Annotated in this window: 16 protein-coding genes and 1 other RNA gene; 12 read left to right on the top strand and 5 right to left on the bottom strand. The window is 59.1% G+C overall.

Annotated features, from left to right (window positions below; translation table 11 throughout):
* Together QEH54_RS21340 and QEH54_RS21335 are read right to left on the bottom strand one after the other, a co-directional pair.
* Nucleotides 1-5,384: putative Ig domain-containing protein (locus QEH54_RS21340; RefSeq protein WP_309020752.1), on the bottom strand; the 5,384-nt coding region annotated here is incomplete at its 3' end.
* A gap of 182 nt (nt 5,385-5,566) precedes the next feature.
* Nucleotides 5,567-6,388 (bottom strand): metallophosphoesterase family protein, encoded by an 822-nt coding sequence (locus tag QEH54_RS21335; protein WP_309020751.1) that lies wholly within the window; start codon nt 6,386-6,388, stop codon nt 5,567-5,569.
* A gap of 121 nt (nt 6,389-6,509) precedes the next feature.
* Between QEH54_RS21335 and QEH54_RS21330 the strand changes: the two genes are divergently transcribed.
* Complete coding sequence (locus tag QEH54_RS21330) at nt 6,510-6,728, top strand: hypothetical protein (protein WP_309020750.1); 219 nt, start codon at nt 6,510-6,512, stop codon at nt 6,726-6,728.
* 141 nt (nt 6,729-6,869) lie between these two features.
* Here QEH54_RS21330 and argA read toward each other — a convergent pair whose 3' ends face one another.
* Complete coding sequence (gene argA / locus QEH54_RS21325) at nt 6,870-8,186, bottom strand: amino-acid N-acetyltransferase (protein WP_309020749.1); 1,317 nt, start codon at nt 8,184-8,186, stop codon at nt 6,870-6,872.
* Between the two features lie 134 nt (nt 8,187-8,320).
* Nucleotides 8,321-9,043: a hypothetical protein gene (locus QEH54_RS21320; protein WP_309020748.1), complete on the bottom strand. Its 723-nt coding sequence runs from the start codon at nt 9,041-9,043 to the stop codon at nt 8,321-8,323.
* Between the two features lie 154 nt (nt 9,044-9,197).
* On the opposite strand from QEH54_RS21320, the gene QEH54_RS21315 reads away from it, so the two are divergent.
* The 9 genes from QEH54_RS21315 to QEH54_RS21275 all read left to right on the top strand — a co-directional run bounded on the left by QEH54_RS21315 (nt 9,198) and on the right by QEH54_RS21275 (nt 21,108).
* Nucleotides 9,198-10,967 (top strand): proline--tRNA ligase, encoded by a 1,770-nt coding sequence (locus tag QEH54_RS21315; RefSeq protein WP_309020747.1) that lies wholly within the window; start codon nt 9,198-9,200, stop codon nt 10,965-10,967.
* An 87-nt stretch (nt 10,968-11,054) separates the two neighbouring features.
* On the top strand, nt 11,055-11,363 hold the full coding sequence (locus QEH54_RS21310) for an ATP-dependent Clp protease adaptor ClpS (RefSeq protein ID WP_309020746.1): 309 nt from the start codon (nt 11,055-11,057) through the stop codon (nt 11,361-11,363).
* Complete coding sequence (locus QEH54_RS21305) at nt 11,350-11,844, top strand: hypothetical protein (protein WP_309020745.1); 495 nt, start codon at nt 11,350-11,352, stop codon at nt 11,842-11,844. The genes QEH54_RS21310 and QEH54_RS21305 overlap by 14 nt, the downstream gene beginning before the upstream one ends.
* Complete coding sequence (locus QEH54_RS21300; protein ID WP_309020744.1) at nt 11,837-12,337, top strand: hypothetical protein; 501 nt, start codon at nt 11,837-11,839, stop codon at nt 12,335-12,337. The genes QEH54_RS21305 and QEH54_RS21300 overlap by 8 nt, the downstream gene beginning before the upstream one ends.
* A 56-nt stretch (nt 12,338-12,393) precedes the next feature.
* A non-coding RNA gene (ssrS, locus tag QEH54_RS21295) (6S RNA) lies at nt 12,394-12,576 on the top strand.
* A 176-nt stretch (nt 12,577-12,752) separates the two neighbouring features.
* A complete protein-coding gene (locus tag QEH54_RS21290) occupies nt 12,753-13,052 on the top strand; it encodes a hypothetical protein (protein ID WP_309020743.1) in 300 nt (99 codons plus the stop codon).
* Between the two features lie 75 nt (nt 13,053-13,127).
* The gene (locus tag QEH54_RS21285) at nt 13,128-15,320 is read left to right on the top strand and encodes a DNA polymerase domain-containing protein (protein WP_309020742.1); all 2,193 of its coding nucleotides are present in this window, start codon (nt 13,128-13,130) and stop codon (nt 15,318-15,320) included.
* A gap of 366 nt (nt 15,321-15,686) precedes the next feature.
* Nucleotides 15,687-20,510 carry a PQQ-dependent sugar dehydrogenase gene (locus QEH54_RS21280; RefSeq protein ID WP_309020741.1) on the top strand — a complete coding sequence of 1,608 codons (4,824 nt, stop codon included), beginning with the start codon at nt 15,687-15,689 and terminating at the stop codon, nt 20,508-20,510.
* A gap of 100 nt (nt 20,511-20,610) precedes the next feature.
* On the top strand, nt 20,611-21,108 hold the full coding sequence (locus QEH54_RS21275; RefSeq protein WP_309020740.1) for a cupin domain-containing protein: 498 nt from the start codon (nt 20,611-20,613) through the stop codon (nt 21,106-21,108).
* On the opposite strand, the gene QEH54_RS21270 is transcribed toward QEH54_RS21275, so the two are convergent.
* Nucleotides 21,086-22,783, bottom strand: a complete 1,698-nt coding sequence (locus QEH54_RS21270; protein ID WP_309020739.1) for an FAD-dependent oxidoreductase — start codon at nt 22,781-22,783, stop codon at nt 21,086-21,088. The two genes, QEH54_RS21275 and QEH54_RS21270, sit on opposite strands and share 23 nt — an antisense overlap.
* A gap of 57 nt (nt 22,784-22,840) precedes the next feature.
* On the opposite strand from QEH54_RS21270, the gene QEH54_RS21265 reads away from it, so the two are divergent.
* Nucleotides 22,841-23,380, top strand: a complete 540-nt coding sequence (locus tag QEH54_RS21265) for a shikimate kinase (protein ID WP_309020738.1) — start codon at nt 22,841-22,843, stop codon at nt 23,378-23,380.
* The gene (gene queG, locus QEH54_RS21260; protein WP_309020737.1) at nt 23,377-24,570 is read left to right on the top strand and encodes a tRNA epoxyqueuosine(34) reductase QueG; all 1,194 of its coding nucleotides are present in this window, start codon (nt 23,377-23,379) and stop codon (nt 24,568-24,570) included. Before QEH54_RS21265 ends, queG begins: the two co-directional genes overlap by 4 nt.
* The last annotated feature ends 53 nt before the right edge of the window (nt 24,571-24,623 follow it).

Below are 24,623 nucleotides of genomic sequence, written 5' to 3'. Positions count from 1 at the left end.
GAAGCGGTGGCGCCTGCGGCGTCGGTGGCGGTGACGGTGACCGCAATCTCGCCCACGTCGGCGTTTTCAGGGGTGCCGGAGAGTAGTCCGGTGGTTGCGTCGATGGATAGCCAGCTGGGCAAGGGGTCGCCGTTTTCCAGGGTGGCGCTATAGGTGAGGGAGTCGCCGGCATCGACGTCGGAGAACTTGCCGGAAATGTCGAGGGAGAATGCGGAGTCCTCGGTTGCGGTCTGATCGGTGATAGCGGTGGCGACGGGGCCGTCGTTGGTATTGGCCACCTGGATAGTTACGTTTTGCTCTACGATTTCTTCGCCATCGGTGGCGGAGATGGTGAGTTCGATAGAGCCAACATCCTCATTGTCTGGGGTGCCGGTGAGTTGTCCGGTGTTTTCGTCGAAGCTAAGCCAAGCAGGAAGGGGGGAGCCATCCGAGAGTGTGGCTTCGAAAACGAGGGTGTCGCCGAGGTCTTGGTCGGAAAAGTACGATGAGGCGTCAAGTGAGAAGAAGGAGTCTTCGTCTACGCTTTGCGTATCGATGAGCGAGGCAGTTGGGGCGTCGTTTGTATTTTCAACTTTGATACCAAAGGTTTCTTGAGCGGTGGCGCCTGTTTGGTCGGTGGCGGTGACGGTGATGGCGATGTCGCCCACGTCGCCGTTTTCGGGGGTTCCGGAGAGCTGACCGGTCGTTGGGTCGATGGAGAGCCAGTTTGGCAGGGGGTCGCCGTTTTCCAGGGTGGCGGAGTAGGTGAGGGTGTCGCCCGCGTCGACGTCGGAGAAGTTGCCGGAGACGTCGAGGGAGAATGCGGAGTCCTCGGTTGCGGTCTGGTCTATGATAGCAGTGGCGACAGGACCGTCGTTTGTATTCTCAACTTCGATACGGAATGCTTCGGACACCGATGAACCGGAGGAATCGGTGGCGGTGACGTTGACGGCGAGCTGGCCGACGTCGCTGTTTTGCGGCAGACCGGAGAGGGTGCCGGTTTCTGGATCGATGGACAGCCAATCGGGGAGAGGGGAGCCATCTGCGAGATTGGCCGAGAAAGTGAGGGAATCGCCGATGTCGGGGTCGGCGAAGTTGGTGATGGTTTCCAGAACGAATTCCGCGTCTTCGGTGGCGAATTGGTTTGTGATCTCGGAAACGACCATTGGGCCGTCGTTGGTGTTTTCGACGGTGAGGGAAAAGGTTTCCTGTGCGGTAGCCCCCGACTGGTCGGTAGCGGTGACAGTGATGGCGATCTCTCCGACGTCTCCATTTTCTGGAGCGCCTGATAGTTCGCCGGTATTGCTATCGAAGGAAAGCCATTCGGGAAGCGGATCGCCGTTATCCAGCGTGGCGGAAAAGGTGAGAGTGTCGAAAAAGTCGTGGTCTCCGAAGCGCGAGCCTGCGTCGAGCGAGAAGGCGGTGTCTTCGTCAACTGTGGCGTCTGGGATGGCGGAAGTAACGACTGGCTGATCGTTTGTATTCTCGATGGTGATACGGAAGGTCTGGGAAGCACTTTCCCCATCGGAATCGGTTGCGATGACCTTCACGCCGATTTGGCCCACGTTTTGGTTTTCCGGGGTACCGGAAAGAGTGCCGGTTTCGGGATCGATGGAGAGCCATTCGGGCAGTGGATCGCCGTTTTCCAAAGTGGCGGAGAACGTGAGCACGTCATCAGCGTCCACATCGTCGAAGGTGCCGATGGTCTCGAGGGAGAAGGACGCATCTTCGTCGATGCTTTGGTCGACGATATTGGCGACGACCGTGGGAGCGTCGTTGGTATTTTCGACGCTCAGGGTGAAGGTGTCGGAAGCGGAGCTTTGCCCGTCGGAGGCGGTGACGGTGATTTGAAGGTCGCCGATGTCCTGATTCGATGCGGAGCCGACTAGGCGTCCGGTCTCGGGATCTATGGAGAGCCAATCAGGCAGCGGGTCGCCATTTTCCAGAGTAGCGGAGAAGATGAGCGAATCGGAAAAGTCGACGTCGCCAAAGTTTGGAGACAGATCGATCTCGAAGGGAATGTCTTCGGATACGGAAGCGTCTGCCACCTCGGTCCAAACCACGGGCGAGTCGTTCACGTTTTCCACTTCCAAGCTAAAGCTGGTTTCCGCGGTCTCTTCGCCATCCGAAGCGACGACTTTTATGGAGTATGAAGCGACATCGCTATTTTCCGGAGTACCAGAGAGGCGACCGGTTTGCGGGTCGAAATCCATCCAATCCGGTAGGGGCGAGCCATCGCTCAAGGTGGCTTGGTAGCTCAAGGAATCGCCGAGGTCGACATCTTCGAAGTACTCGGAGGCGAGCCATTCGAAAAAGCTGTCTTCGGCAACGCTTTGGTCGACGATGCTAGTGGAAACGAGCGGGCCGTCGTTGGTGTTTTGTACGGAAAGCTGGAAGGACGAGCTGGCGGACTCTTGGCCGTCGGTGGCGGTGACGGTGATATCGAGCTGGCCCACGTGAGCATTTTGCGGGGTGCCGGAGAGCTCGCCGGAGAAGCGGTTGATGGTGATCCAGTCTGGCAGCGGATCGCCATTTGCCAAAGTGGCGGAATACTGTAGCTCGTCGCCTAAGTCCAAATCTTCGAAGGCGTCGGCGGCATCGAATAGGAAAGCGCTATCCTCGTCTACGCTCTGCGGCGGGATGTAGGAAGCGACTGGGCCATCGTTTGTATTCTCCACTTCGATACTGAAGATTTCGCTGGCGTTGGCCTGTCCGTCGGAAGCCACCACAAGAATTGAAAGTTCGCCCACGTCTCCGTTTTCCGGAGTGCCGCTGAAGATGCCGGTGGTTTCGTCGAACTCCAGCCAATCCGGCAGCTCGCTGCCATTGGTGAGCGAGGCGGAGAAGTTGAGCGTATCGCCCAGATCGACGTCTGAGAAAGCGTCGGAAACATCGAGGGAAAACGGCTCGTCCTCGGGCGCTTTCTGATTGGCAATGCCCAAGGCCACGGGACCATCGTTGGTGTTTTGCACCATGATGGCGAAGGTGTCTCGAGCGGAAAGGCTGCCATCGGAAGCGGTCACGATGATCGGCAGCATGCCCACGTCCTCATTTTCCGGAGTGCCGCTGAAAACTCCAGTAGCGGGATCGAGCTGCAGCCAAGCTGGGAGCTCGGTGCCATCGGGCAGAGTGGCGGTGTAGGTAAGCGTATCGCCTAGGTCGGAATCGGAGAAGCTGCTGGAAATGTCGAAATGGAAGCCTTGATCTTCATCGACGGTTTGATCCGCGATTTCGGACTCCATCACTGGGGCGTCGTTTTCGTTGGCTACATGGAGATTGAAAACGGAGCTTGCGGAGGCGTCTTGGCTGTCGGTGACGGTGATCCGAATTTCGGTGTCGGTATCCAAACCTTGGGGAGGAGTGCCGGTGATGCGGCCGGTGGTTTCATCGATGGACAGCCATTCGGGAAGCGGGGAGCCGTCGGAAAGGGAGGCGCTGTAGGTAAGCTGATCGCCGAAATCGAGGTCTTCGTCGCTCACGCGCGACGCGGTTTCAATATCGATGGCATCGTATTCGGAAATGGATACGTCCGGGATTTGGGAGAAGGTCGGGCGATCGTTTATGTTTTCCACGCTCAGCTCGAAACTGGCGCTAGTGGAGGCTCCGCTGGAGTCGGTGGCGTGGATGGTGATGCGGTGGTCGCCAATATTCTGATACGAAGGCGTGCCAGTGATGGAGCCGGTTTGCGGATCGAAGCTCAGCCAACCGGGATGGTCGGCGGAGAGGCTGAGGGTGTCGCCAGCATCGACGTCGGAGAAGAGCCCCTCGGGCAGGTCGAAGGAGAAGGCCGCGTCCTCGTTGGTGGTTTGAGAGGCGATGGAGAAGGTGGCGACCGGGCTATCGTTTATCGATTCGATATCTATGGACACGGTGGCGGGATGGTCGGACCAGATCTCTCCATCGAAGCCGCTCCAGTTGAATTCGGTGTGGCCGTGCCAGTTTTCTGAAGGGGCGAAGACCACCTCTGAGATTCTATCCACGGCGATGGTTTCGCCGACTTTCAAGGGCGTTTCGCCGAGGCGCAGTTCGCCATTTTCCGGCAGGGAATCGATGCGCACGCTGTGCAGGGAATCGTCGTTGTCGATGTCGGAAAAGGCCTGTTCGAAGGTCGCCTGATCGAAGGCGATGATGCCATCTTCGGCTGCGGAGGCGCTAAGGGCCGATAGCTCGGGCGCATCGTTGGCGTCAGCTGGGAATAGGGTGAGCGGCTTGTCGATCTGTTCGCCGCGTGCGTTCTCGATGCGCACCACGATGCCGTAGTCCGCGGGAGCCGTTTCGAAATCGATCGCCGCGCCCGGCTTGAGCTTCAGCGCGTCGTCTACGATTTCGAAGAGGCCCGTAGGATCCGAAGCGATCGAGTAGGTGAAAGGGCCTTGGATTTCGGAATCGACGCCGGTGGCATCGAGAGTGCCGACGGTGACGCCTTCCTGGTTTTCCAGCACCTCGGAGCTGCTGATGGAAAGCGAGAGGTTGGTCTCTTGGAAGGGATCGGGCTTGTTCGCGTTCACGTCAGCGCGATCGATCACGGTGCTATCGCCGGAATCGTCCGTCCCATCGGATTCTCCCGCGTCTTGGGCGTTTTCGTCCTCGCTCTCGTTGACGATCTCCGTCGATTCGTCGCCGAAATCTTTGGTTTCGTCGGAGTCGGTCACGTCGTTGTCCCCTTCATCCGAGTCGTCGGACGTCGAGGCGACCGTAGTTTCGACGGCGTTTGGATCGACGCTTCCTTCGTTCGTATCGACCGGTGAGGTTTCTCTCTCCTCGGGGTCTTCGGCATCGTTTTCGTTGGACTCGGAGCCTTCCTCGACAGCGCTGTCCTCGAAACCGTTTCGGGCGAAGGGATTTGGGTCGAAGGACTGGTAGGCGGTTTGCGCGGCAGCGGAATGAGGGGCCTCGGTTGTCGTTTGACTGCTGGAGGACGCCAGGGAGAGCGATTGGAATCGGTCTCTCAGCTCATCGGAAGCTTCTCCGTTCGGATCGATCGGCAGGTTTTCGAAAGCGGAGGTGTTTTGAGAGAGCTGGCTGATGACCGAAAGGATGGTGACGCTTTGAAAGGCGTGTAGGGCGGCGGGGTCGATGTCATCGATGCGCGTTTCGATGGCGTGAGGGGCCGCATCTCGCTCATTTTCGTCGTCCGGCGAGGTGAAGGATCCGCCAGTGATGGTGCCACCGCCGGGAAGGTCGAGCTGGACGTCGTCGTGCAGGAGGAAATTCTTGAGCAGGTAGGAGGAGCCGTCCTTGGTCAGCACAAGCACGTCCTTTCCCTGCGGGATGAGGTTGGCGATGGATTCCGGGTTTCTGATCTGGAAACTATCGCCTTGGGAGACGTCGATAGATTGGCCGGGGGATAGAGTGTACTCGCGGGAATCTTGCGAATCCCCTGAATGGTTTATATTGAGGCTCATATGCTGATCGATCGGTTGCTTTTTAGCCGCGCGCGCACTGCGGCATATCTTCATCGACCAGTTGCCAACGAAACTTATCGCAATCCGTCGGATTCCCCAACGACCTAGGAATTGGGTGGAACTCGGCGGGAAACTGGAGAAAACTTCTGGTTTACCTCTAGAGAAAAAGCCTTAGGCCAAGTCTAGAGCTCGAAGCTTCGAATCGTTTCTCCGATCGTGACGCGGTTTCTTCCTTTTCGAACCCGCTTCACTTCTAGCAGATTGTCCGCGATGTCGACGCAGTAGGCGCCCGGCCAAGGAAAGTAGGAGCCCAGATTGATGACATATCGATCTCCGCGCTGCCAGATTCCGGGCTTATGGGTGTGCCCTACGATGAGAAACTTGGCTTGTATTTCGAAGCGTTCGGCCAGCGATACGGCCCGATCCGGGGTCTCCCTCCAGCACTTCAGGATGCGAAAGGGCGTATCGGGCGGCCAGGCCTGGTGCAGGAAGATACGCAGTTTGCCCCACAGGGTCGGGTTGTAGGTTTCGTCCATTTCGTGAGCTTTGATGCTGACCTGCTTGTGCAGGCTGAGGTAGCGATGCAGGTCCTCGGCCGTTCGTCCCGTCTGGTTTTCGTCGATACCTTTCGAGCAGGCGCGCAGCAGCTTGATGCTGGAGCTCCAAGGGGCTATTTCTTTGTAGAGACCGTCGCCGTGGGTGGCGAAAACCGCCCCGTCCCGCAGGGAAGCGGAATGGACCTCGGAAATGGCTGGATCGTGGTTTCCGGTTATCAAAGTGGTTTCCACGCCCCATTTCGAAACCTCCTCCAGAAAGATGCTCTTCTGCTCGGCGGCGTTGTAGTGTGAGCTCTCGAGGTCGCCGTATTTCAGCTCCAGGGTGTCGCCATTGAAGACCAATCGCTCGACGCCATCGGCAAGCGGGGCGATGGCTTTGGCATGTTCGATGAGGCTGGCTCGGTGGCCGATATGCAGGTCGGAAACGATCCTGATTTTGCGATTCATGAGCGTGTGGATTGGAGGAGCGGGAGAGCAAGGCGCTGTGGGACACTAGCTTGAACGGCGCCTATCCAACTCACTAAAGACGGGGGAAAGCAATCCGATAGAAAAGGGACCGACCTCAGCTATGAAAACAAACAAGTTTGAAAGCCTTCTCGGCGGACCTCAGGCGGCTCACCTTTCTCCTGATGCCATGTCGGGCCTCAACGCCCTGGCGCTGCGCTTTGCGGATCAAAGCGAAGAGGAAGCCCTGTTCGAAACGGCGGTGCGCCATGCGAACGACGATGAGCTGAGAAAACTGGCTCGCTTCCGCCTCGACGCTGCTAGCTCCAAGCATCTCGACTAGATATGGTCTGAGGGCGCCTTCCGCAGCTCCACCGCCCGCGCGACAAGCGCGTCGGGAGGCCGCTGGCGTGCCCGGGCCATCTATTTTATACCGTCTTGTGGCCGATGCCCTGCGGCCTGCGGGAGAGAGCGTTTTCGCGTCTCAAGCCCCGACCTGCTTGAGCAGGATCTTCGACTTGCGCTGGTTCGCTTCGTAGGCGGCTCGGCGAGCAGGCGGGAGAACGTCGGGAGTCGTTTCCTCGAAGCCGGACACGCCCTTGAAGAAGGCGTGGCTCTGCGTGGAAAAGGCGATGACGCGCTTCGCTCCCTCCTCTTCCGCCCGATGGCAGGCGAAGCGCACCAGCTTGTGGCCGATGCCGCGGCGCTGGTAGAGCGGGTGAACGAAGAGCGAGCTGATTTCGCGCATCGTGGGATCGCCCTCCATGGTATCCAGGAGCACGCAAGCCATGATGTTTCCATCGACCTCGTAGACGTAGAAATTGTCGATCTTGGTCTCGATGGTTTGCATCGATCGGAAAATCAGCTCGTCCTTGGCCACGCCGCTTCGGGTCAGGTGGTAGAGCAGGGCGGTTTCGTCGCGGGTGGCCTTTCGAATCTGCTGGTATTCGTTTCCGTAGATCAAGGTGCCCACGCCTTCGTTCGAAAACACTTCGCGAATCAGACCGTCGTGGATGCGTCCATCCAGGATGTGGATACGCGAGATATTCGCTTTCACGCCGCGCAGGGCGTTGCGCGATTTGCTCAGCAGCGGAGCGTGGTTGGTTTGAAACGCTTCGGAACTCAGCATGCGTTCGAGTTCGGCTACCGGGATCTGCTGCGTGAGTTGTCCGTCCTGGGTGAATCCGTTTTGCTCGGTGAGATACAGGAGCTTGGTGGCGCTTAGGGCGATGGCCGTGTCCACCGCCAGGGCGTCGCTGTCGACGCGCAGGGTATGGCCGTTTCGATCGAACCCGATCGGCTGGATGATCGGTATGATGTTTTTGGATATCAGGTGGTTGAGGAAATCCGCGTCGATCTGGTCGGCTTTGCCGGTGTACAGGTGATCGACCCCTTTGAGCACTCCGGCCGGTTTGGCTTTGACGGAATTGGTGATGGCGCACTTGAGGCCGGCTTTGGTGAGGGCTTCGAGGATTTGATGCGAAACGCGGGACGAGGCCCGGATGGCGAGGTCGAGCGTCTTGATGTCCGTAGGGCCGCTGCCCGTGAAATCGGTGGCTTCGATGTTGCGCTGGGAGCTGAGGTCGCGCAGCTGCTTGCCGATGCCGTGCACGATGACCACGTTGATTTGCAGGCTACGCAGGACGGCGATGTCCAGCAGCACGTTGGGCAGATTCTCGTGCTCGATGATAGCGCCGTCGAGAGCCACGACGAACGTTTGTCCCAGGAATCTGGGTACGTAGTTCAGGATGCCGCGCAAGTCGGCGGGCTTGATGGTCTGTTGCGGTTCGCTAGCGTCCATAGTCGCGGTTCAGCTTCGTATTCAATCGCTTAGCACTCGGGAAGCAAGCGTAGGTTTGGCTTGTTGGGAGCTGCTGGAAATTGAGCGAGGGCCGGAAGGGAGGCGCCGAATGGCAGCGTGCCCGGCGACTGCGGCTACAAGTCGCCTTGGTCTTGCTCGACGATCGCGGCCGAGGGATCGAGGTTGGCCATGCTCCAGGTGGAAAGGCGTCCTTCGGTGAGGAAGCGGACCGTCACGGTATCCGCGTCGATCGGGTCGGTGGGGAACTCGAAGGCCACAGGAGTCGGTTCGCCCTGCAGCAATTCGTTCGCGACGAGCTCGCGTTTTTCCACGAACAAGCTTGGCAGCAGGTAGAGGTCTCCTTCCTTGTAGAAGCTTAGCAGGTTCACCCGCTCGTCGTTCGCGATGCCTTCGGGCAGGAAGAGCCGGAGGCGAAGCCGCTCTCCTGGCGTGAGCGTGGAGGGGCTTTCGACCTTCACGAACCCGGGCACCAGGATGGGCTTGCCGGGCATGTAGTACTTCAGCTGCTCGGGCACCACTTCGTCCAGCACCTCCTCGTAGGCGCGGGAGCTCACCTCCGCCGGGGAGGGGATCGGGGCCTGGTCCGAGGAGCGAACGGCGGTCAATCCGTACCAGTCGTACATGTTCTTTTCCACCACGGCGTTCTTGCGGTCCATCATGGCTTGAAAGGGCTCGAAGGCGGGCCCTTCCTTGCGGAAGCTCAGCTGGATGTAGGTGTAGACGCCGATGAAGAGAACGATAGCCAGGGCGATCGGCCACATGGGCCAGGGCTCTCTGGTCCGCATGGAGTGGGGAAGGTGCTTGTTGGTTGGCTCGGGGCGTTCCGGCGTGCTCATGATTTCGCCTAGGGAGCGCGAAACGTGGGCGAGATAAAGCACGAAATGGCGGTCGGGCTATCAGGCGGTTTTCCAGAGGGGGGAACTTTGGGCCTTTTGAGGCGATTTTCTCATTGCGCGGGGAAAATCCGAACTCCATTTCTTGCCCTTCACCATGCACTACTGGAGCAAGCATTATATCCCAACCCTGAAGGAGAGCCCCGCGGAGGCGGAGATCGACTCTCACAAGCTTCTTCTGAGAGCAGGCCTCGTTCGGAAGATCGGAAGCGGCATGTACGCCTTCTTGCCGTTGGGCAGCAAAGCTCTGGAAAACGTGACCCGCATCTGCCGGGAAGAGATGGAAAAGGCGGGCGCCATGGAAGTGCTGATGCCTGCCATCGTGCCGGCCGACTATTGGAAGGCGGGCCCGCGCTGGAACGTGGCCCGCGAAATCATGTATCAGGTCAGCAGCGCCGGAGAAGGGGCCGAAGCGCCGGAAGAGCCGCAGTTCGTGCTGGGCCCGACGCATGAGGAGATCATCACCCCGCTCATCGGCGGCGAAGCCTCCAGCTATCGCGACATGGGCAAGACGTTTTTCCAGGTGCAGACCAAGTTTCGCAACGAGATCCGCCCCCGCTACGGCCTGATGCGGGCCCGCGAGTTCATCATGAAGGATGGCTACAGCTTCGACGCCACCGACGAGGAAGCTACCGAGACCTACAAGCGCATGGCCAAGGCATACGAAGGGTTCTTCGGCCGTTGCGGACTGAAGTTCATCTCTGTGGAAGCGGATACCGGCGTGATGGGCGGGGCGTTTTCGCACGAGTTCATGGTGCCGGCGGATGTGGGCGACGACGACGTGGTCTACAACCTCGAGAGCGGTTACGCGGCCAACGTGGAAAAGGCTACCAGCGGGTTGGTGCCGGACGATTTCCAAGACGCGGCTCCAGCGGGAGAGGTTGAGAAGTTTGAAACGCCCGGCGTCACTACCATCGCCGGATTGGCTAAGGCGCCCTACGAGGTTCCGGCCGAGGCTCAGTTCAAGACGCTGGTTTTCATCGGCGACGACAAGCCGTTCGTGGTGGTCCTGCGCGGATGCGACGAACTGGAGGAGGCCAAGCTCGGTTCCCTAGGCTACCAGCTGGCGCGTCCGGCGACTCCGGAAGAGATCGAGTCCTTGCTCGGGGCCAAGCCGGGCAGTCTCGGTGTGGCCAAGGGGACCATCAAGGATCGCACCGCCATCGATGGCATCTATGCGGACGAAGCGATTCGCCTGATCGGCAATGGCGTCACCGGCGCCAACGAGGATGGCTTCCACTTGCGAAACGTGAGCGTGCAGCGCGATCTCGATATCGATCGCTTCGGCGATTTCCGCAAGGTGAAGGCTGGAGAACCCTGTCCGCGTTCGGGAAAGCCGCTGGAGATCCAGCGCGCCATCGAAGTGGGACACATTTTCAAGCTGGGCACCAAGTACAGTGAAAACGAGCAGTACGGGGCCATTTTCGTGGACAAGGATGGCAATCGTCAGCCCGCGGTCATGGGGTGCTACGGCATCGGCATCTCGCGCACGCTGCAGTCCGTCATCGAGCAGTGCCACGATGGAAACGGCATTGTCTGGCCATGGAGCGTAGCCCCGTACCAGATCCTCATCACGGTCTTGGATCCCGGAGTGGAAGAGGCCGATTCGCTCGCCCTTCGCCTTGGCGAAGTCGCTGAAGCCGAGGGAGCTAGCGTGCTCGTCGATGATCGCGCCGAACGCCCCGGAGTGAAGTTCAAGGACGCTGACCTGATCGGCATCCCCCTTCGTCTCACCATCGGCGGTCGCGGCCTCAAGAACGGCGAGATCGAGATGAAGTGGCGCCACGAAAGCGACGTGCAGAAGATAGCTATCGCCGATGCGGAAGCGACGCTCCGCGAGGCGATCAAATCGAAGGCCCAGGATTAGTTTCGCGGCAGCGAGCCCCGAGGCTGAGCCGGACTTCGCGAAGGCTGGGGTTGCCCTGCTGGGCAGAGATAAAATAGTCTAATAACGATGGTAGCATTTGCGACAAAAGTAGGTTCGCCCGCGACGGAGACCGACACCAAGGACGCCACGAAGACTTCGGACGTCTGGAAGGTGGTGGTGCTCAACGATCCGGTCAACTTGATGTCCTACGTGACCATGGTCTTCGAGCGCGTGCTGCGCATGTCCAAGTCGAAGGCGGAAAAGCACATGATGGAAGTCCACCGCGACGGCCGTTCGGTGGTTTGGGCCGGCGAACGGGAGAAGGCCGAGACCTACGTCTTCCAGCTGCAGGAGTGGCACCTCTCCGCAATCCTCGAGCGCGATGAGTCCGATTGAGATCAGGCTGGATCCGAAGCTGGTCGAAACCTTGCTGGAAACGATCAGTCCCGTGCTGGAGCAGCTGGAGAACGAGCTGGCCGCTCCGGTGGTCCTGCCGGAAGAGGACGAAGTGCTGGAGGACTTTTGGAAAAACGACCTGCTCAAGTCCCAGCGCGAGGAGTTGACCGTGATCTCCCGTCTTTTCGACGAATCGTTCATGGAGACGGGACGGGCGTTGATCCAGCCAGACGAGATGGATCGGGTGATTCGCTCCTGCTCGGCCATTCGTTTGCGCTTGCGTGAGGCCGTGCTGGGCGGATTGAGCGACGAGGCCTTGGAAGAGGGAAATCTCGATGGAGTCGATTGGACGGAGAGCCTGCAGATCGGCTACGCCGCCTACTCGCTTTTCGCTAGCCTGCAGGAGCTCATCGTCAGTCAGCTCTCCGGCGAATCCGAGCCCAGCGACTTGGAGGAGGACGAGGAGGGCGAGCATGAGTGATCAGGAGGAGCGTTGCCACTACTGCTCGTCGCCGGCGGAGCCAGGACAAGGCTACTGCTCTGCGGCCTGCGACTTGGCCCGACGCCTGCCGCTCGGCGAAAAGGACCTTCCGGCGACCTGGCAGCTCGGCGTGCTGCTGGGCTGGTGTTTCATCGCCTTCAACCAGATTCTCTTTTTCGGCATGGGGCGCTTGGCTCGGGGCCAGGGCGATCTTCGTTCGGCCAGTCTCTTCGAGATGGGCTCGATGGGCGCAGGGGCATTGGTCCTGCTGGCCAGCTTCCTCTTTTTCGCGGTCGCGAAGCCCAAGACCCGACTCGATCAGCTCGGCTTCTGGGGCATCCTTCTCGGCAGCGTAGCTCTCTACGCCGTTTTTTCCAAAATGATGGCCGCAGGGGAGGTCTTGGGCTTGTTGATCTACAACCTGCTGACGGTGGCATGGTTAACGCGTGGCCTCTGGCAGGGGCGAGCGTCAAAAAAGACGCAAAAGCGCTGAGGGCGCCGCATTGCTATTGACCATTTGGCTGGCTGAACTTGTAACAGAGCTGATCGCACGTCCTGCCGTGTTCGAGGTGTTGATAACCAGCTCATCGCCTACTTTACCTTTACGGGAGTCGTGAATGATGGCCGATACTAAGCCGTAAACCGGAAAGTAGAAGCTGTCAGGATGGCGCCCACCTGTATGTACACAGGACCATGAGCCCCTTCGGCATACGGCACAAGGGTGGGACGTGTGACCTTTCCCCAAGTTTCTTTTTTAGAGCGAAACTCAGTTCGGGTATCCGTTTCCGCCAAGAGGCCGAAACGAAGTGCGTCCGCGCGGTTTTTAACGATTGCCCTGACGGGAAAAGCGTTGGTATTGCTCATCTTATATGGACCCGCGCATTTATTCCGTAATTCATGTTTTCTCGATGCTGATGCTCATCGGCTCGATTTTCTACATCGCTGCCAATCCGCAGAAGCATAAGAAAAAGAAGATGATGATCATCACTGGCGTGCTCAGTCTTCTGGCGCTGGTGGCAGGATTCGGACTGATGGCGAAGTTTGGCTACAGCTACTCCTCGGGCTGGTTCATCGTCAAGGCGGTGATCTGGCTGTTTTTGGCCGGTCTTGCGGGAATGGCCTATCGCAAGTCGAAGGGCTTCGTCACCACCGCTCTGATCGTCTCCAGCGTGATCGCCATCTACATGGTTTATTTCAAGCCGTTCTGATTCGGCGTTGCCGTCACATCCAAAGAAGAGCTTTTATGAAGCGCGGGGTGGATTTCCCGCGCTTTTTTATTCGATATGGCTGACTCTACCAAGGAATCGCTTTGCGGCGTCTGGATCGATCCCGATGGCCTCGCCCATCTCTGCTTGGGCGACGAGAACGGACAACGACGCGAGGAGACGCGTCCCTTTTCCGCGTTTGTCTGGGCGCGAAAGTACGCGAGGCTGGGGTCCGCTCCGGGCGTCGTCGCGGAGTCGCTGTCAGGAGATGGCGAATACAATCAGCTGCTGCGCTTCGAATCGCTGGAGGCCTATGCCGAGCTGGTGAAGGAACATGGCCGAACGGGATCTATCGACCTGATACGCCTGTTGGAAAGCCAGTTTCTGCTCAGCGAGCGTTTACGATTGTTCGACGGCATGCGCTACAGCGACCTGCGTCGACTGCAACTCGACATCGAAACCGCATGCGAAGTGGAAGGCGGTTTTAGCAGTCCGACTCGAAAGGGGGATCGCGTGCTGGCGATCGGCCTTCGCTGCGGCGACCAGATCGAAACGTTGGTTCTTGAGGAACGAACGGACGCCGCGGAGCGCGAGCTGCTGAAGCGACTGGGGCGGCGTATCCAGGAACTGGATCCAGACGTAATCGAAGGGCACAACATATTCAAGTTCGACCTCGATTATCTTCGCCGCCGTTGCAAGCGCTTTAGGCTCGCTCCGCTCTGGGGACGCTTCGGGCAGGAAGCGAGCTTTCGAAATACGCGACTTAGAGTTGCGGAGCGCTGGATCGACTACCCGCGCTGCGACATCCCGGGGCGCGCGGTCGTGGATACGTATCTGCTGATACAGATCTACGACATATCCACCCGGGAGCTCATGTCGTATGGGCTTAAGGATGTGGCTCGCTACCTCGGAGTTACCTCGGAAGAGGGAGATGAGCGAACCTACATCGCTGGGGACCAGATCCAGCGCATGTTCGACGATGATCGTGAAACCTTTCTCGAATATCTGAAAGACGATTTGCGTGAGACGCTCGGGGTGGCGGATCAACTGCTGCCGACCTACTTCGAGCAAGCGAAGGCGTTTCCCACCACCTTGCAGGAAGCCTGTCTGCGCGGTTCCGCGGGCAAGGTCGACCTCGTTTTCCAGGAGGAGTATTTTCATGCTCGCGCGGCCTGTCCGGCGCCAGGCGATACGACTGCTTTCGAAGGCGGCTACACCGCGAGTTTCGAAGAAGGTATATTCGAGAAAGTTTTACATTTCGACGTCGCCTCTCTCTACCCGAGCCTGCTTCTGATGATCGGACGCAATCCCAAGCGCGACTCTCTCGGCGTATTCATTCCCATGCTCAAGCGCTTGCGGGAATACCGGCTGAAATACAAGCGCCTAGCGCGTGAGACCGAAGATCCGTCATTGGCTGGCGAATACAACGCCCGTCAAAGCAGCTTCAAGATTCTTATCAACTCGTTCTACGGCTATTTGGGCTTTTCGGGCGCTCGATTCGGAGACGCCCAGCTAGCATCCGAGGTTACCGCGAAAGGACGCGAGATACTGCAGTCGCTGATCGCCTTCTTCAAAGAAGCCGGTTGCCCCCCGCTGGAGGCGGATACCGATGGGATCTATGTCTGCGCTGGAAGGTTTTTCGACGAGGCGGATGCCTTGCTGAAGAAGGCTCAAGCGATTCTGCCAGAGGGGATCGAGCTGGAGTACGATGGCAGGTACCAGTCGATGTTCTGCTACAAGGCGAAGAACTATGCCCTCTACGATGGGGCGAAGGTGACGATTCGCGGCTCCGCCTTGCGCTCGCGCGGCATCGAGCCGTTTTTGAAGGACCTGACGGTGACCTTGATCCACTCGTTGCTAGGGGCGACGGGGGCTGATCCGGCGGTAGAGGCGATGAAGGTTGAAAAACTGATTTCCCAGCAGCGACTTCCGGTGTCGAAGATCGCCAAGTCGGAAGTGCTGAGCCAGAATCCTGAATCCTACCAGAAGAAGATGGACGCGGGAGGAAAGCCAAGGCGGGCGTCGCTCGAAGTCGCTCTGAAAATGGATGGCTCTTTGAGCATGGGAGATCGCGTGAGCTATTTTATTAGACCGAAGGAACGCGGGCAAACCTCCGACTGGCAGCGAGCGTATCCGATAGATCAGTACGATCCAGAGACCATGCCATACGATCCCAGCTACTACCTGAAGAAGCTCGACGACTGGCGAAAGCGATACCTGCCATTCTGCCCCGAGATGAAAAGCGACCTAAGTCAAGGAGAGCTGTTTTAGTCCGGCGCCTCGTCGCGAGCGACGCTCGCTGCGGAAAAGTGAGCTGGCCAAGCTGGCCCAAATGGGCGGTTGCGGCCCGAAAAGCCCTTTTGGCGCCCCAAAATCGCTTCATGGTGCTGGAAAAGGGCCCAGTTCGAAACCTCGAAGACCTGGTTTTTTACTTGTCCTCGGGGAATTTCTGATTTCTCCAGTATCGAAAACTTGGGTACGCAAGGGATGAAATGAGACTTCTCTTGGTGGAAACACTCGTGTTATTCGCGAGGTATCGAGATATAATTAAGGTGATCCATTTCACCAAGTTTGCTAGATCGGAATCTGGTAGCGAGGCTGCTAATCGGTTTCAGCCAACTCCTACAACTTTTTCGTATGCGTCACAATCTATGGACCTGCCTCAGGCGGGTTGGACTCGTGTATGTCCTCATCGCTCAAGCGATTGCAGTCTATGGGGCTCCGCCGGCTAGCTTCGTTCTCGAGAACGTCGTGGAAGGCTTGGACCAGCCGATTTCGCTGCGCTTCCTGCCGGATGGCCGAATGCTGCTGCTGCAGAAGAAGGGCACCATCTTGATCGTAAACACCGCGTCGCGGCCTGCAAGCTACCAGGTCTACTTGAACTTGGCTGCGTCTTCGCACGTCGACGGGATCAATGCCGATCAGGAACGCGGCCTGCTGGATGTAGCCATCGATCCAGCCTTTCCGGCCCAGCCGTACATCTATCTTTTCTACACCCCGAAAAAAGGCCCTAATGGAGCGAAGGCTCGCGTGGCTCGATTCAGGCATCTGGAAAACGGCGGCGGGCTTGCCAGTCGGGGAGACCCCGCTAGCGAAACGATCATCTGGCAGGACACCGACGGCTACGATTCCTGCTGCCATTTCGGTGGCGGGCTCGACTTCGGCCCGGATGGAAACCTCTGGCTCGCCACCGGCGACCATTTCCAAGGCTCCTACGCCCTCGATCTCGCCCATGCCGGCGGAAAGATCCATCGCTTCGCGAAGGACGGCAGCATCCCGGCGACTAATCCGTTTAGGGACGGAAACGGTCCCAACGTGGACAGCGTTGTCGCCTTCGGTCTGCGCAATCCGTTTCGGGCGCGGTGGGACTTGCCTTCCAACCGATTCTATATCGCGGAGGTGGGAGGAAACGAGCAGCCCATCGCCTGGGAGGATTTGCACGTTATCGATTACGATCCTGCTACCGGCGAGATCGTGGACAACGACTACGGGACGGCGGGCGACAACTTTCGCTTCGACGGGATCTTTTTCGGATGGCCGACGGTGGAAGGATTGCCGCCGTTCACCGACTTTCCTGGCTACAGCATCGACAGTCCAGTCGGAGAGCCGATTTTCGCGTATCGCCACAGCGGAAACACCTCTGCCATCAATGGGGGCGTGGTCTATCGGGGCAACCAGTTTCCAGCCCAGTATCAAGGCGCCTACTTCTACGCCGATTCGACGCGCGACTTCATTCGCTATTTGAAGTTCGACGCGAAAGGGGGAATCGCGCCGAATCCTAGCCCAGGGGCTATTTCGATCAAGAACCCGGACGCCATTAGCTACGGATTCGATCTCGCTCCGGTTGGTCGTATCACTTGCTTGGATACGGGACCTGATGGAGCTCTATACTACGTGAGCTTTACCGACTCGGGAGGGGCCTACGGACAGAGCAATCCCTCCGTGCTGGGGGCAGTGCGGCGCTACGTTTACGAAGGAGGAAACAATCGGCCGGTCATCTCCAGCTTTCAGGCGACGCCCAAGTCTGGCGTTTCGCCGCTTGTCACGGAATTCACCCTCAAGGCGAGCGACTTTGAGAAGCACCCTATGCAGTACCTTATCCGGTTCGGCGATGGGACCTCTACCAGCCTGGCGAGCTTGAGCGACGGAGTGAGTAGGAAGGTAACGCATACCTATTCCCGCGATGGGCTTTATACGGCTACGCTCGAGGTCTCGGATCCGACTTCGACCGCCGCATCTACGACCGAAGTGGAGGTTGGCACCCGACCGATCATTGGTTCGCTGACGGTGAGCAACAGCCGTCCAGGCTCGACGAACAATGTATTCAGATACGGCGATACGCTAACGTTCTCCGCCAACGCTACCGATGCGGAGGACGGCAGCGTAGCCGCCAGTGGATACAGCTGGTCGGTGCTCTTCATCCGACCAGGAAACGCTCATCCTTCCATGGGACCAGTCACGGGAGTCAAATCGATCAGCTTCCCCATCCCGAACCAAGGGCAAGGATTCAGCGGCAATGTTTTGTACCGCTGCTACCTCACGGTCACCGACTCCAGCGGCTTGAGCGCTACCTCTACCATCGAGGTCTATCCTCAAAAGGCCAACATCGACCTGAGAAGCGAGCCCACCGGGATGCTGATTCAAGTCGACGGCAACACCGCCAAGGCAGCTCCTTACGTTTTGGATACGCTGGTCAACTTCAACCACACGATCACCGCGCCTCAAACCGCATGCGTGAACGGAACGAACTACGAGTTTGCCGGTTGGTCGAACAACGTAAGCGCCCCGCAACAGGTCTTCAATGTTCCGACTACCGATACCCTATTGGTTGCGAAGTACGTTGCCAATGGGCTGTGCTCGAGCATTCCCTCCGATGCTCTCGCCCTGCACTTGTCGGCTGATTCAGGGGTGGTGAAAAACGGTAGCGCTGTATCCACCTGGGAAGATCAGTCGCGCAACTTGAACCATCTCGTGGCGGCAGGCGCTCCTCAGCTGCAAGCGCTCGCCCCCAACGGAAAACCATCGATTCGCTTCAACGGAGTGGCCGACGCCCTCTACAGTTTGAGCGCCGCCGGGCTTCCAACAGGGAACGCCAACCGAACGATCGTGATGCTCGTTCGCTACAATGCGACGAACACAGGGGGCGGGTGGGCTGGATTCGCCTACGGAGCGCCAAAGACAAACGCCGCCTTCGGCGCCACGCTGACCGCTGCAGGAACGCTCGGCGTACAGGGATGGGGCGCAGCTAATGACGTCGCGTCGAACCCCGCCGAGAACGGCATCGGTAGTTGGCTGACCCATACCGTAGTGCTCAAGAATGGAGTGGTCAGTCAATTCCGGGACGGCAAGCCGATCGGAACTGCGACGCGCACCTACGCGACCGCTTCCGGGACGGTCCGCGTGGGAGAGGAGCTCGACGGAGCGAAGAATCTGAACATGGACGTGGCGGAGATCATGGTTTTCAATCGGGCCTTGGAGGCAGGGGAGCTAAGCTCGGTCAACAGCTATCTCCTGGCTCGGTACGGTTCGTTGGCGAACAAGGCTCCCAGCGTCAGCATCACTAGTCCGGCCTCGGGTAGCGGGTTTTCGTTGGGCCAATCAATTTCCTTCTCGGCGGCGGCTAACGATCCGGAAGATGGTTCCCTGACCAGCAAGATCGTTTGGAGCTCTCAGCTTTCCGGAATGCTGGGGACGGGTTCTCCCATAACCCTTTCGACGCTTCCCCTGGGCACCCATGTCGTCACGGCCTCGGTGACTGATTCGAAAGGCGCCTCCGCCTCCAGTTCGGTTTCTTTCACTATCGCTCTGGATCCTGCCAGCGGACTCCCGCTAAATGGGCTGGTGCTACAGCTGGAATCGGACCGTAACATAGCCGCCGGTCCCGGAAACACGGTCGCTGGCTGGCTGGACCAGTCGGGACTGGGCAACGACCTGGTGGCGATGGGAAATCCGGTGCTCGTCGCTCGCGGAACTCCTTCCGGGTTGCCGGCGATCCATTTCGATGGTGACGGAGACAAGCTGGAGCGCTCGCATCAGACGAGTCCTCTGGGTGGCCTGCCCACTGGAAACGCTAACCGAACCATGTATGCAGTCATCAAATACAACAGCTCGCCCGTCTGGGCAGGCGTGGCCTATGGAACGGGATCGAGCAACAAGGCCTTTGGCCTGACCGCTAAACCCGCGACGCAGGAGTTGTCGTTGCAGGGCTGGGGTGGAAGCAACGACCTGACTGGTACCGTGAAGGCGAGCGGCTGGCAGGTCCAGGAAGGCCTTCTGGAATCGGGTGTGGGCAAGCTATTCCGCAACGGGACGCTTGTCTCCCAATTCACTCACACCTACGCGACCACCTTGACTCGGCTGGTCATCGGGGAGGAGATTGCTCGTCTCGGCTACGCCGATATGGAGATTGCGGCGGTATTGATCTACAATCGAGCATTGACCGCAGCGGAGCGAGCCAAGGTGAGTGCGTATCTGACTACTAAATACATCACCTCGAACGCTTCGCCGGTGGTGGTGATCTCGAATCCTGCGACAGGATCGACGTTCTTGCGAGGGGCGGCAGTAGCCTTTTCCGGAACCGCTCAGGATATCGAGGATGGCAATCTGAGCTCCACCTTGCAGTGGACGTCGAGTGTGGATGGGTTGTTGGGAACGGGGGCCTCCCTTTCGGTGAGTTCGCTTTCTCCTGGCCTTCATACCATCAGCGCATCGGCTCGCGATAGCATGAACGCGAGTTCGTCTTCGAGTATTCAGATAACGATTACAAATCCCATCTCAGTCCCGGTGACTTCGGGCTTGGTATTTCAACTGGAGTCGGACCAGTCCCTTTTCACTGATTCCAATGGGCAGGTGACGGTCTGGCGTGATTTATCCGGTCGAGGCAACGATCTTGTTTCGGAAGGAAATCCGGTTCGTGTGGCCTTGGGGACCCCAACTGGTCAGGCGAGCGTCAGGTTCGACGGCGTCGACGACAGCTTGGCCCGGATTCACGCTTTGGAACCCATCAAGGACCTGCCGCTTGGCAATGCCAATCGAACGGTTTTTCTGGTGGCGAAATACAACAGTGGATCGGCCTGGGCTGGTTTTTCCTATGGCTCCGGGGCGAGCAACGCTGCCTTCGGGCTGGTCGCCAAGCAGCCGGGAGGAGAGCTTGTCCTGCAAGGCTGGGGCACGGGGAACGACCTGGTATCCACAACCGTAGGAAATGGAGGCGGCTGGTTGGTGCAGTCGGGCATGCTGTCGTCCAGCGTCGGCACCCTCTATCGAAACGGCACGGAGATCGCGAAGTTCGCCCACTCCTACAAGACGTCGGTTGGATCTATCGTATTGGGCGAGGAAATAAGAGGACTCGGAAACGTGTCTATGGAGATCGCCGCGGTTCTTGTATACAATCGCGCCTTAACGGCTGCGGAGCGAAGCAGTGTGAATGCCTACCTTCTCGGGAAGTACATCGTCAGATAGCGCGACGGCTCCTTGTTTCTGGATACGGATCGATTTCTTGCCGCGAGCTCCAGCTCTCGAGTTGCAATTGCGAAGCTCCTCGCTAGTGAAGAGGACCGTTATGGCTTCGATAGAGAGTGAGGGGATCATCGAAAGGCTCGGGCTGGAGCGTCTCGATCACGAAGGAGGTTGGTTCAAACGTATTCACACGGGCGCTACGGCCGATGCAGGTCGTCCTTCGAGCACTACGATCTACGCCCTTTTCACGCGTGAGGACTTTTCCGCTTTGCATCGCCTCGATGCGGTGGAGCAGTTCTTTTTTCTCGATGGCGATGCCTTCGAGGTGTTTCGATTGGGCGAGAACGGAGTGGGAGAAACGCAGGTTCTCGGGCGCGAGCTCCACAAGGGGCAGAGCCCGCATCTGGTGTTTCAGCCAGGATGCTGGTTTGGCGGAAAACCGATTTTGGGCGGGTCGCACGGTTGGACGCTCATGAGCTGCGTGGTCACGCCGGGATTCGATTGGAAGGGGTTTGAGATCGGGAGTCGCGGGGCCTTGATCGCTGCGTATCCGGAATTCGAAGCGAGGATCCTCGAACTTACGCGAGCGAGCGTTTCTTGATGAAAACGGGATAGGGGGAGTTGCGGTTGCCGGTGGGGTGCCGCTCGAAGCAAACCTCGGCTTGATCTGAGGCGAGCCTTTGTATCCAGATTAGGACTTCATCCACTTCCTCCTGGCCACCCGGATGGCTGGGATAGAGCGTGATGCTGAGCATTCCTCCCGGCTTCAGCAGAACCATCGACGCATCCAGGGCTTGCAGCGTGGTTTTGGGCTGGGTGACGACCTGTAGATCGCCACCGGGCAGAAAGCCGAGATTGAAGACGATCGCTGAAATCCCGCCGCGGTGTTCGGGGGGGATGGAATCCAGCATGGTTTCGTGGCCGCGCTGCATCAAGGTCGCTCGCTTGGCGAGGCTGCTTTTGCGAAGGCGTCCCCTCGTTATTTCGAGGGCCGGCGCTTGTAGGTCGAATGCGAATACATGACCGCTGGCTCCGACGCTTTCGCACAGCCACACCGTGTCGTGCCCGTTGCCTGCAGTGGCGTCGATGGCGGTTTCTCCGGGATTCACGTGATGGCTTATCACCTCACGAACCACCTCGGTGGCGATCCAACGCCTTGGTTTGAGAGCTGGAGCTTTTATGAAGCGCTTGGGCAGGACTTCGGGCGGAAGGTCCTTGTTTTCATAAATCCGCTCCAGCAATGCGTCGGCGAAGAAGGGGATCTGCAGGGAGCCTTTGCTGCCAAATCCGTTGAAGGATAGGAGTTGCGGAAGCGTGGGGTGCGGGCCGACGATCGGATAGGCCCCCGCGGTGGCGGGGCGAACGCCAGCCTGCACGGATTCGAAAGACCAGTTTCCGCTACCGAAGTGATCATCGAGAAAGTCCGCCAGTTCCGCTTCGCCCTCTGGATCGGGAGAATCCGTCGCGTCGTCCCATCGATAGGTGGCTCCGACGATCAGTCGGCCGTCGTGGCGCGGCACGATGAACTTGGATTTGATTACGATCGGCGAGTTGGTGCAGAAGTCTCGTGCGTGCTCAGGCGATAGGCGCACGGTGGCGATCAGACCTTTGGCTGGCTTGTAGGGGGCGAAGGAGAACCAGGGGTTGCGGGTGGCGAGGTGTCCCTCGGCGAAGACGGCGATGGGAGCCCTGTGTTCCTGATAGCGAATGCTGTCTGGCCCGATCTCGATGTCCTCGTAGCGAAAGCTTTGCTCGAGCAGAGCGCTTCGCGACCGGAAGGCGTCGCGCAAGCGCTCGATCAGGGAGCTGGTGTCGAGGTAGCCAGACTCCATCACTGCGAATCCGGAATCGCTAGAAAACGCTTTCGGCAACGAGAGGGCGCTCAGGGAGCGGGTCTGGCGAAGGTAGGCCGGGTCTGCGATGCGCTTCTGCCAAAGCTGGGCTTCGTGGGTGTTGGCGAAGAGTCGAGCGATGGGCCGGGGGTGGAAGATCGTGGTTTTGAGTTTCGCCTCTAGCTGGCAGTAGGCCTCGAGGGCGTGGGGGAGAAGGTCCTCCGCTCGCCAGACGCGTTTCAATCGCTTGCCTCCGATGGGATTGATCAGGCCTGCGGCGACGCGAGAGCAGCTGGACTTGCTGGGATCGTCGACGAGCAGTACGCGTTTTTCGCTTGCTAGAAAGCGCTCCGCCAGAAGCGAGCCGGCGAGTCCGCCGCCGAAGATCAGGGCGTCGTAGCTGGAGCGGGGGGCGGTTGAGTGGCTTGAAGGGTTGGGCGGCACGCGGATTATAGAGTAGACTCTAGGTGTCGGGACTTTATGGGTGCAAGACTGCTCGTTATGAACCGGAAGCGCAAACCGAACCTCTACCTCGCAGGATTTATGGGAACTGGCAAAAGCACTGTGGGCCGCCTGGCCGCGCAGCGTCTTGGCCTGGAGTTTATGGATAGCGACCACGCCATCGAAGCCCAGCAGGGCCGCAGCATTCCCGATATCTTCGCTCAGGACGGTGAGCCGGCGTTTCGCGAAATGGAGCGCGCGTTCGTGGAAAACGGCCACCCTGGCGAAGGCTGCCTGATCGCCTGCGGAGGCGGCTTGGTGATCCAGCCCGGAATGATGGAGACCTTGAAGGGGAAGGGCTTGGTCTTTTCGCTTATCGCCACGGCCGAAGGGGTGTTCGAGCGCACGCGCCACAATTCGAACCGCCCCCTGTTGCAGGTGGAGGACCCGCTAGCGCAAATCGCCAAGCTGATGGCGGCCCGCGATCCGATCTATCGGCAGGCCCACGTGCAGATCCTCACCGAGGGGCGTCACGTCAACGATGTGGTGGCCCACGTGTGTCGCTCCTATAAGCTGGAAGCGGCTCAGCGCAAGCTATGATCGGTTCGCGCCAGAAGGAGGAGCTACGGGCCTCGATTCGGGAAATCGGTTTTGACGAGGCGCGCTTCGCCCGTCTGGGGCAGGTAGACGATGCGGCGTTGCGGGCTTGGGTGGAGAAAGGCTACCATGCCGACATGGACTGGTATGCCCGGTCTTTGGAAAAGCGGAAGAATCCGGACTTGGTGCTGGAGGGAGCGAAGTCCGCGATTCTGCTGGGCGCGAACTACCTGCCCAGGGAGGAAACGGAGGCCCGCTCCCAGACGGGATTCGCGAAGTATTCGCTGTATCGAGATTATCACGACACATTGCTGGTTGGCTTGAAGAAAGTGGGCGAGCTGCTGCAGCAGCGGTTCGCTTTGGGGCCGCGCGACTACCGTTACTATGTGGATACCGGACCGGTGGTGGAGCGTGGATGGGCGGCGAGCTCGGGATTGGGCTGGCAAGGCAAGAACGGCATGCTGATCTCTAAGACGCACGGCAACTGGCTGTTTCTCAGCGCGATCTACTGCCGTTTGGAATTCGAGCCGGATCCCCCGCTGCGTTCCAAGTCGGACGGCGAACGGATCGAGAAGCCGGATGTCGGGATCCTCTGCGGAAAGTGTACCCGATGTTTGGATGCATGCCCGACGGATGCGATTGTGGAGCCAGGCGTGGTGGACTCGCGACGCTGCATCTCGTACCAGACCATCGAGAATCGAGGTTTCATCCCACACGAGATTCGCGAACGCATGGGCGGTCGGGTGTTTGGCTGCGACATTTGCCTGGATGTCTGCCCTTGGAACCGTTTCGCCAAAGCGGGGCGTGCCCAGCTTTTGGAGACGCGCTACGAAATCGCGAATATCGGTCTTCTCGATTTGCTGCGGATGGATGTCGAAACCTTTCGCGAAACATTCCGCAAGATGCCTATGAAGCGGACCAAGCTGCGAGGACTGAAGCGAAACGCCTGCGTCGCTGCTGGAAACCTGCTGGTGTGCGAGGATTGGTGGCCGGAGGGCGTGGGGCGTGAGGTTTTTCTCGAGCAGGTGCTCGAAACTTTGGAGGGACTGGCTGCCGACGATGCCGAGGCGCTCGTGCGGGCCCATGCGGTGTGGGCGGTGTACCGATTGGTCGGAAAGGAGAGCGCTCGCGAGCGGCTGGCGTCGGCCCGGGCGAAGGAAACCGATCCCCAGGCGCTGGCGGAGCACTGCTGAAGGGGCGCGTTTGCTGGAAACGCGGCTACGCGGGTAGAGAGGGAAGCGCGCGT

Origin of the sequence: Pelagicoccus sp. SDUM812003, assembly GCF_031127815.1 — a bacterium.
Taxonomy (GTDB): Bacteria; Verrucomicrobiota; Verrucomicrobiia; order Opitutales; family Opitutaceae; genus Pelagicoccus.
The sequence above is the reverse complement of the archived record's forward strand: the minus strand, read 5'-3'. Positions and strand labels throughout refer to the sequence as shown.

Excerpts from the sequence above, each read along its gene's own strand:
- QEH54_RS21300 (WP_309020744.1), top strand. The coding sequence starts at position 11,837 with ATGAGTGATCAGGAGGAGCGTTGCCACTACTGCTCGTCGCCGGCGGAG.
- QEH54_RS21320 (WP_309020748.1), bottom strand. The coding sequence starts at position 9,043 with ATGAGCACGCCGGAACGCCCCGAGCCAACCAACAAGCACCTTCCCCAC.
- QEH54_RS21285 (WP_309020742.1), top strand. The coding sequence starts at position 13,128 with ATGGCTGACTCTACCAAGGAATCGCTTTGCGGCGTCTGGATCGATCCC.
- QEH54_RS21330 (WP_309020750.1), top strand. The coding sequence starts at position 6,510 with ATGAAAACAAACAAGTTTGAAAGCCTTCTCGGCGGACCTCAGGCGGCT.
- QEH54_RS21315 (WP_309020747.1), top strand. The coding sequence starts at position 9,198 with ATGCACTACTGGAGCAAGCATTATATCCCAACCCTGAAGGAGAGCCCC.
- queG (WP_309020737.1), top strand. The coding sequence starts at position 23,377 with ATGATCGGTTCGCGCCAGAAGGAGGAGCTACGGGCCTCGATTCGGGAA.
- argA (WP_309020749.1), bottom strand. The coding sequence starts at position 8,186 with ATGGACGCTAGCGAACCGCAACAGACCATCAAGCCCGCCGACTTGCGC.
- QEH54_RS21290 (WP_309020743.1), top strand. The coding sequence starts at position 12,753 with ATGCTGATGCTCATCGGCTCGATTTTCTACATCGCTGCCAATCCGCAG.
- QEH54_RS21310 (WP_309020746.1), top strand. The coding sequence starts at position 11,055 with ATGGTAGCATTTGCGACAAAAGTAGGTTCGCCCGCGACGGAGACCGAC.
- QEH54_RS21280 (WP_309020741.1), top strand. The coding sequence starts at position 15,687 with ATGCGTCACAATCTATGGACCTGCCTCAGGCGGGTTGGACTCGTGTAT.
- QEH54_RS21265 (WP_309020738.1), top strand. The coding sequence starts at position 22,841 with ATGAACCGGAAGCGCAAACCGAACCTCTACCTCGCAGGATTTATGGGA.
- QEH54_RS21275 (WP_309020740.1), top strand. The coding sequence starts at position 20,611 with ATGGCTTCGATAGAGAGTGAGGGGATCATCGAAAGGCTCGGGCTGGAG.
- QEH54_RS21335 (WP_309020751.1), bottom strand. The coding sequence starts at position 6,388 with ATGAATCGCAAAATCAGGATCGTTTCCGACCTGCATATCGGCCACCGA.
- QEH54_RS21305 (WP_309020745.1), top strand. The coding sequence starts at position 11,350 with ATGAGTCCGATTGAGATCAGGCTGGATCCGAAGCTGGTCGAAACCTTG.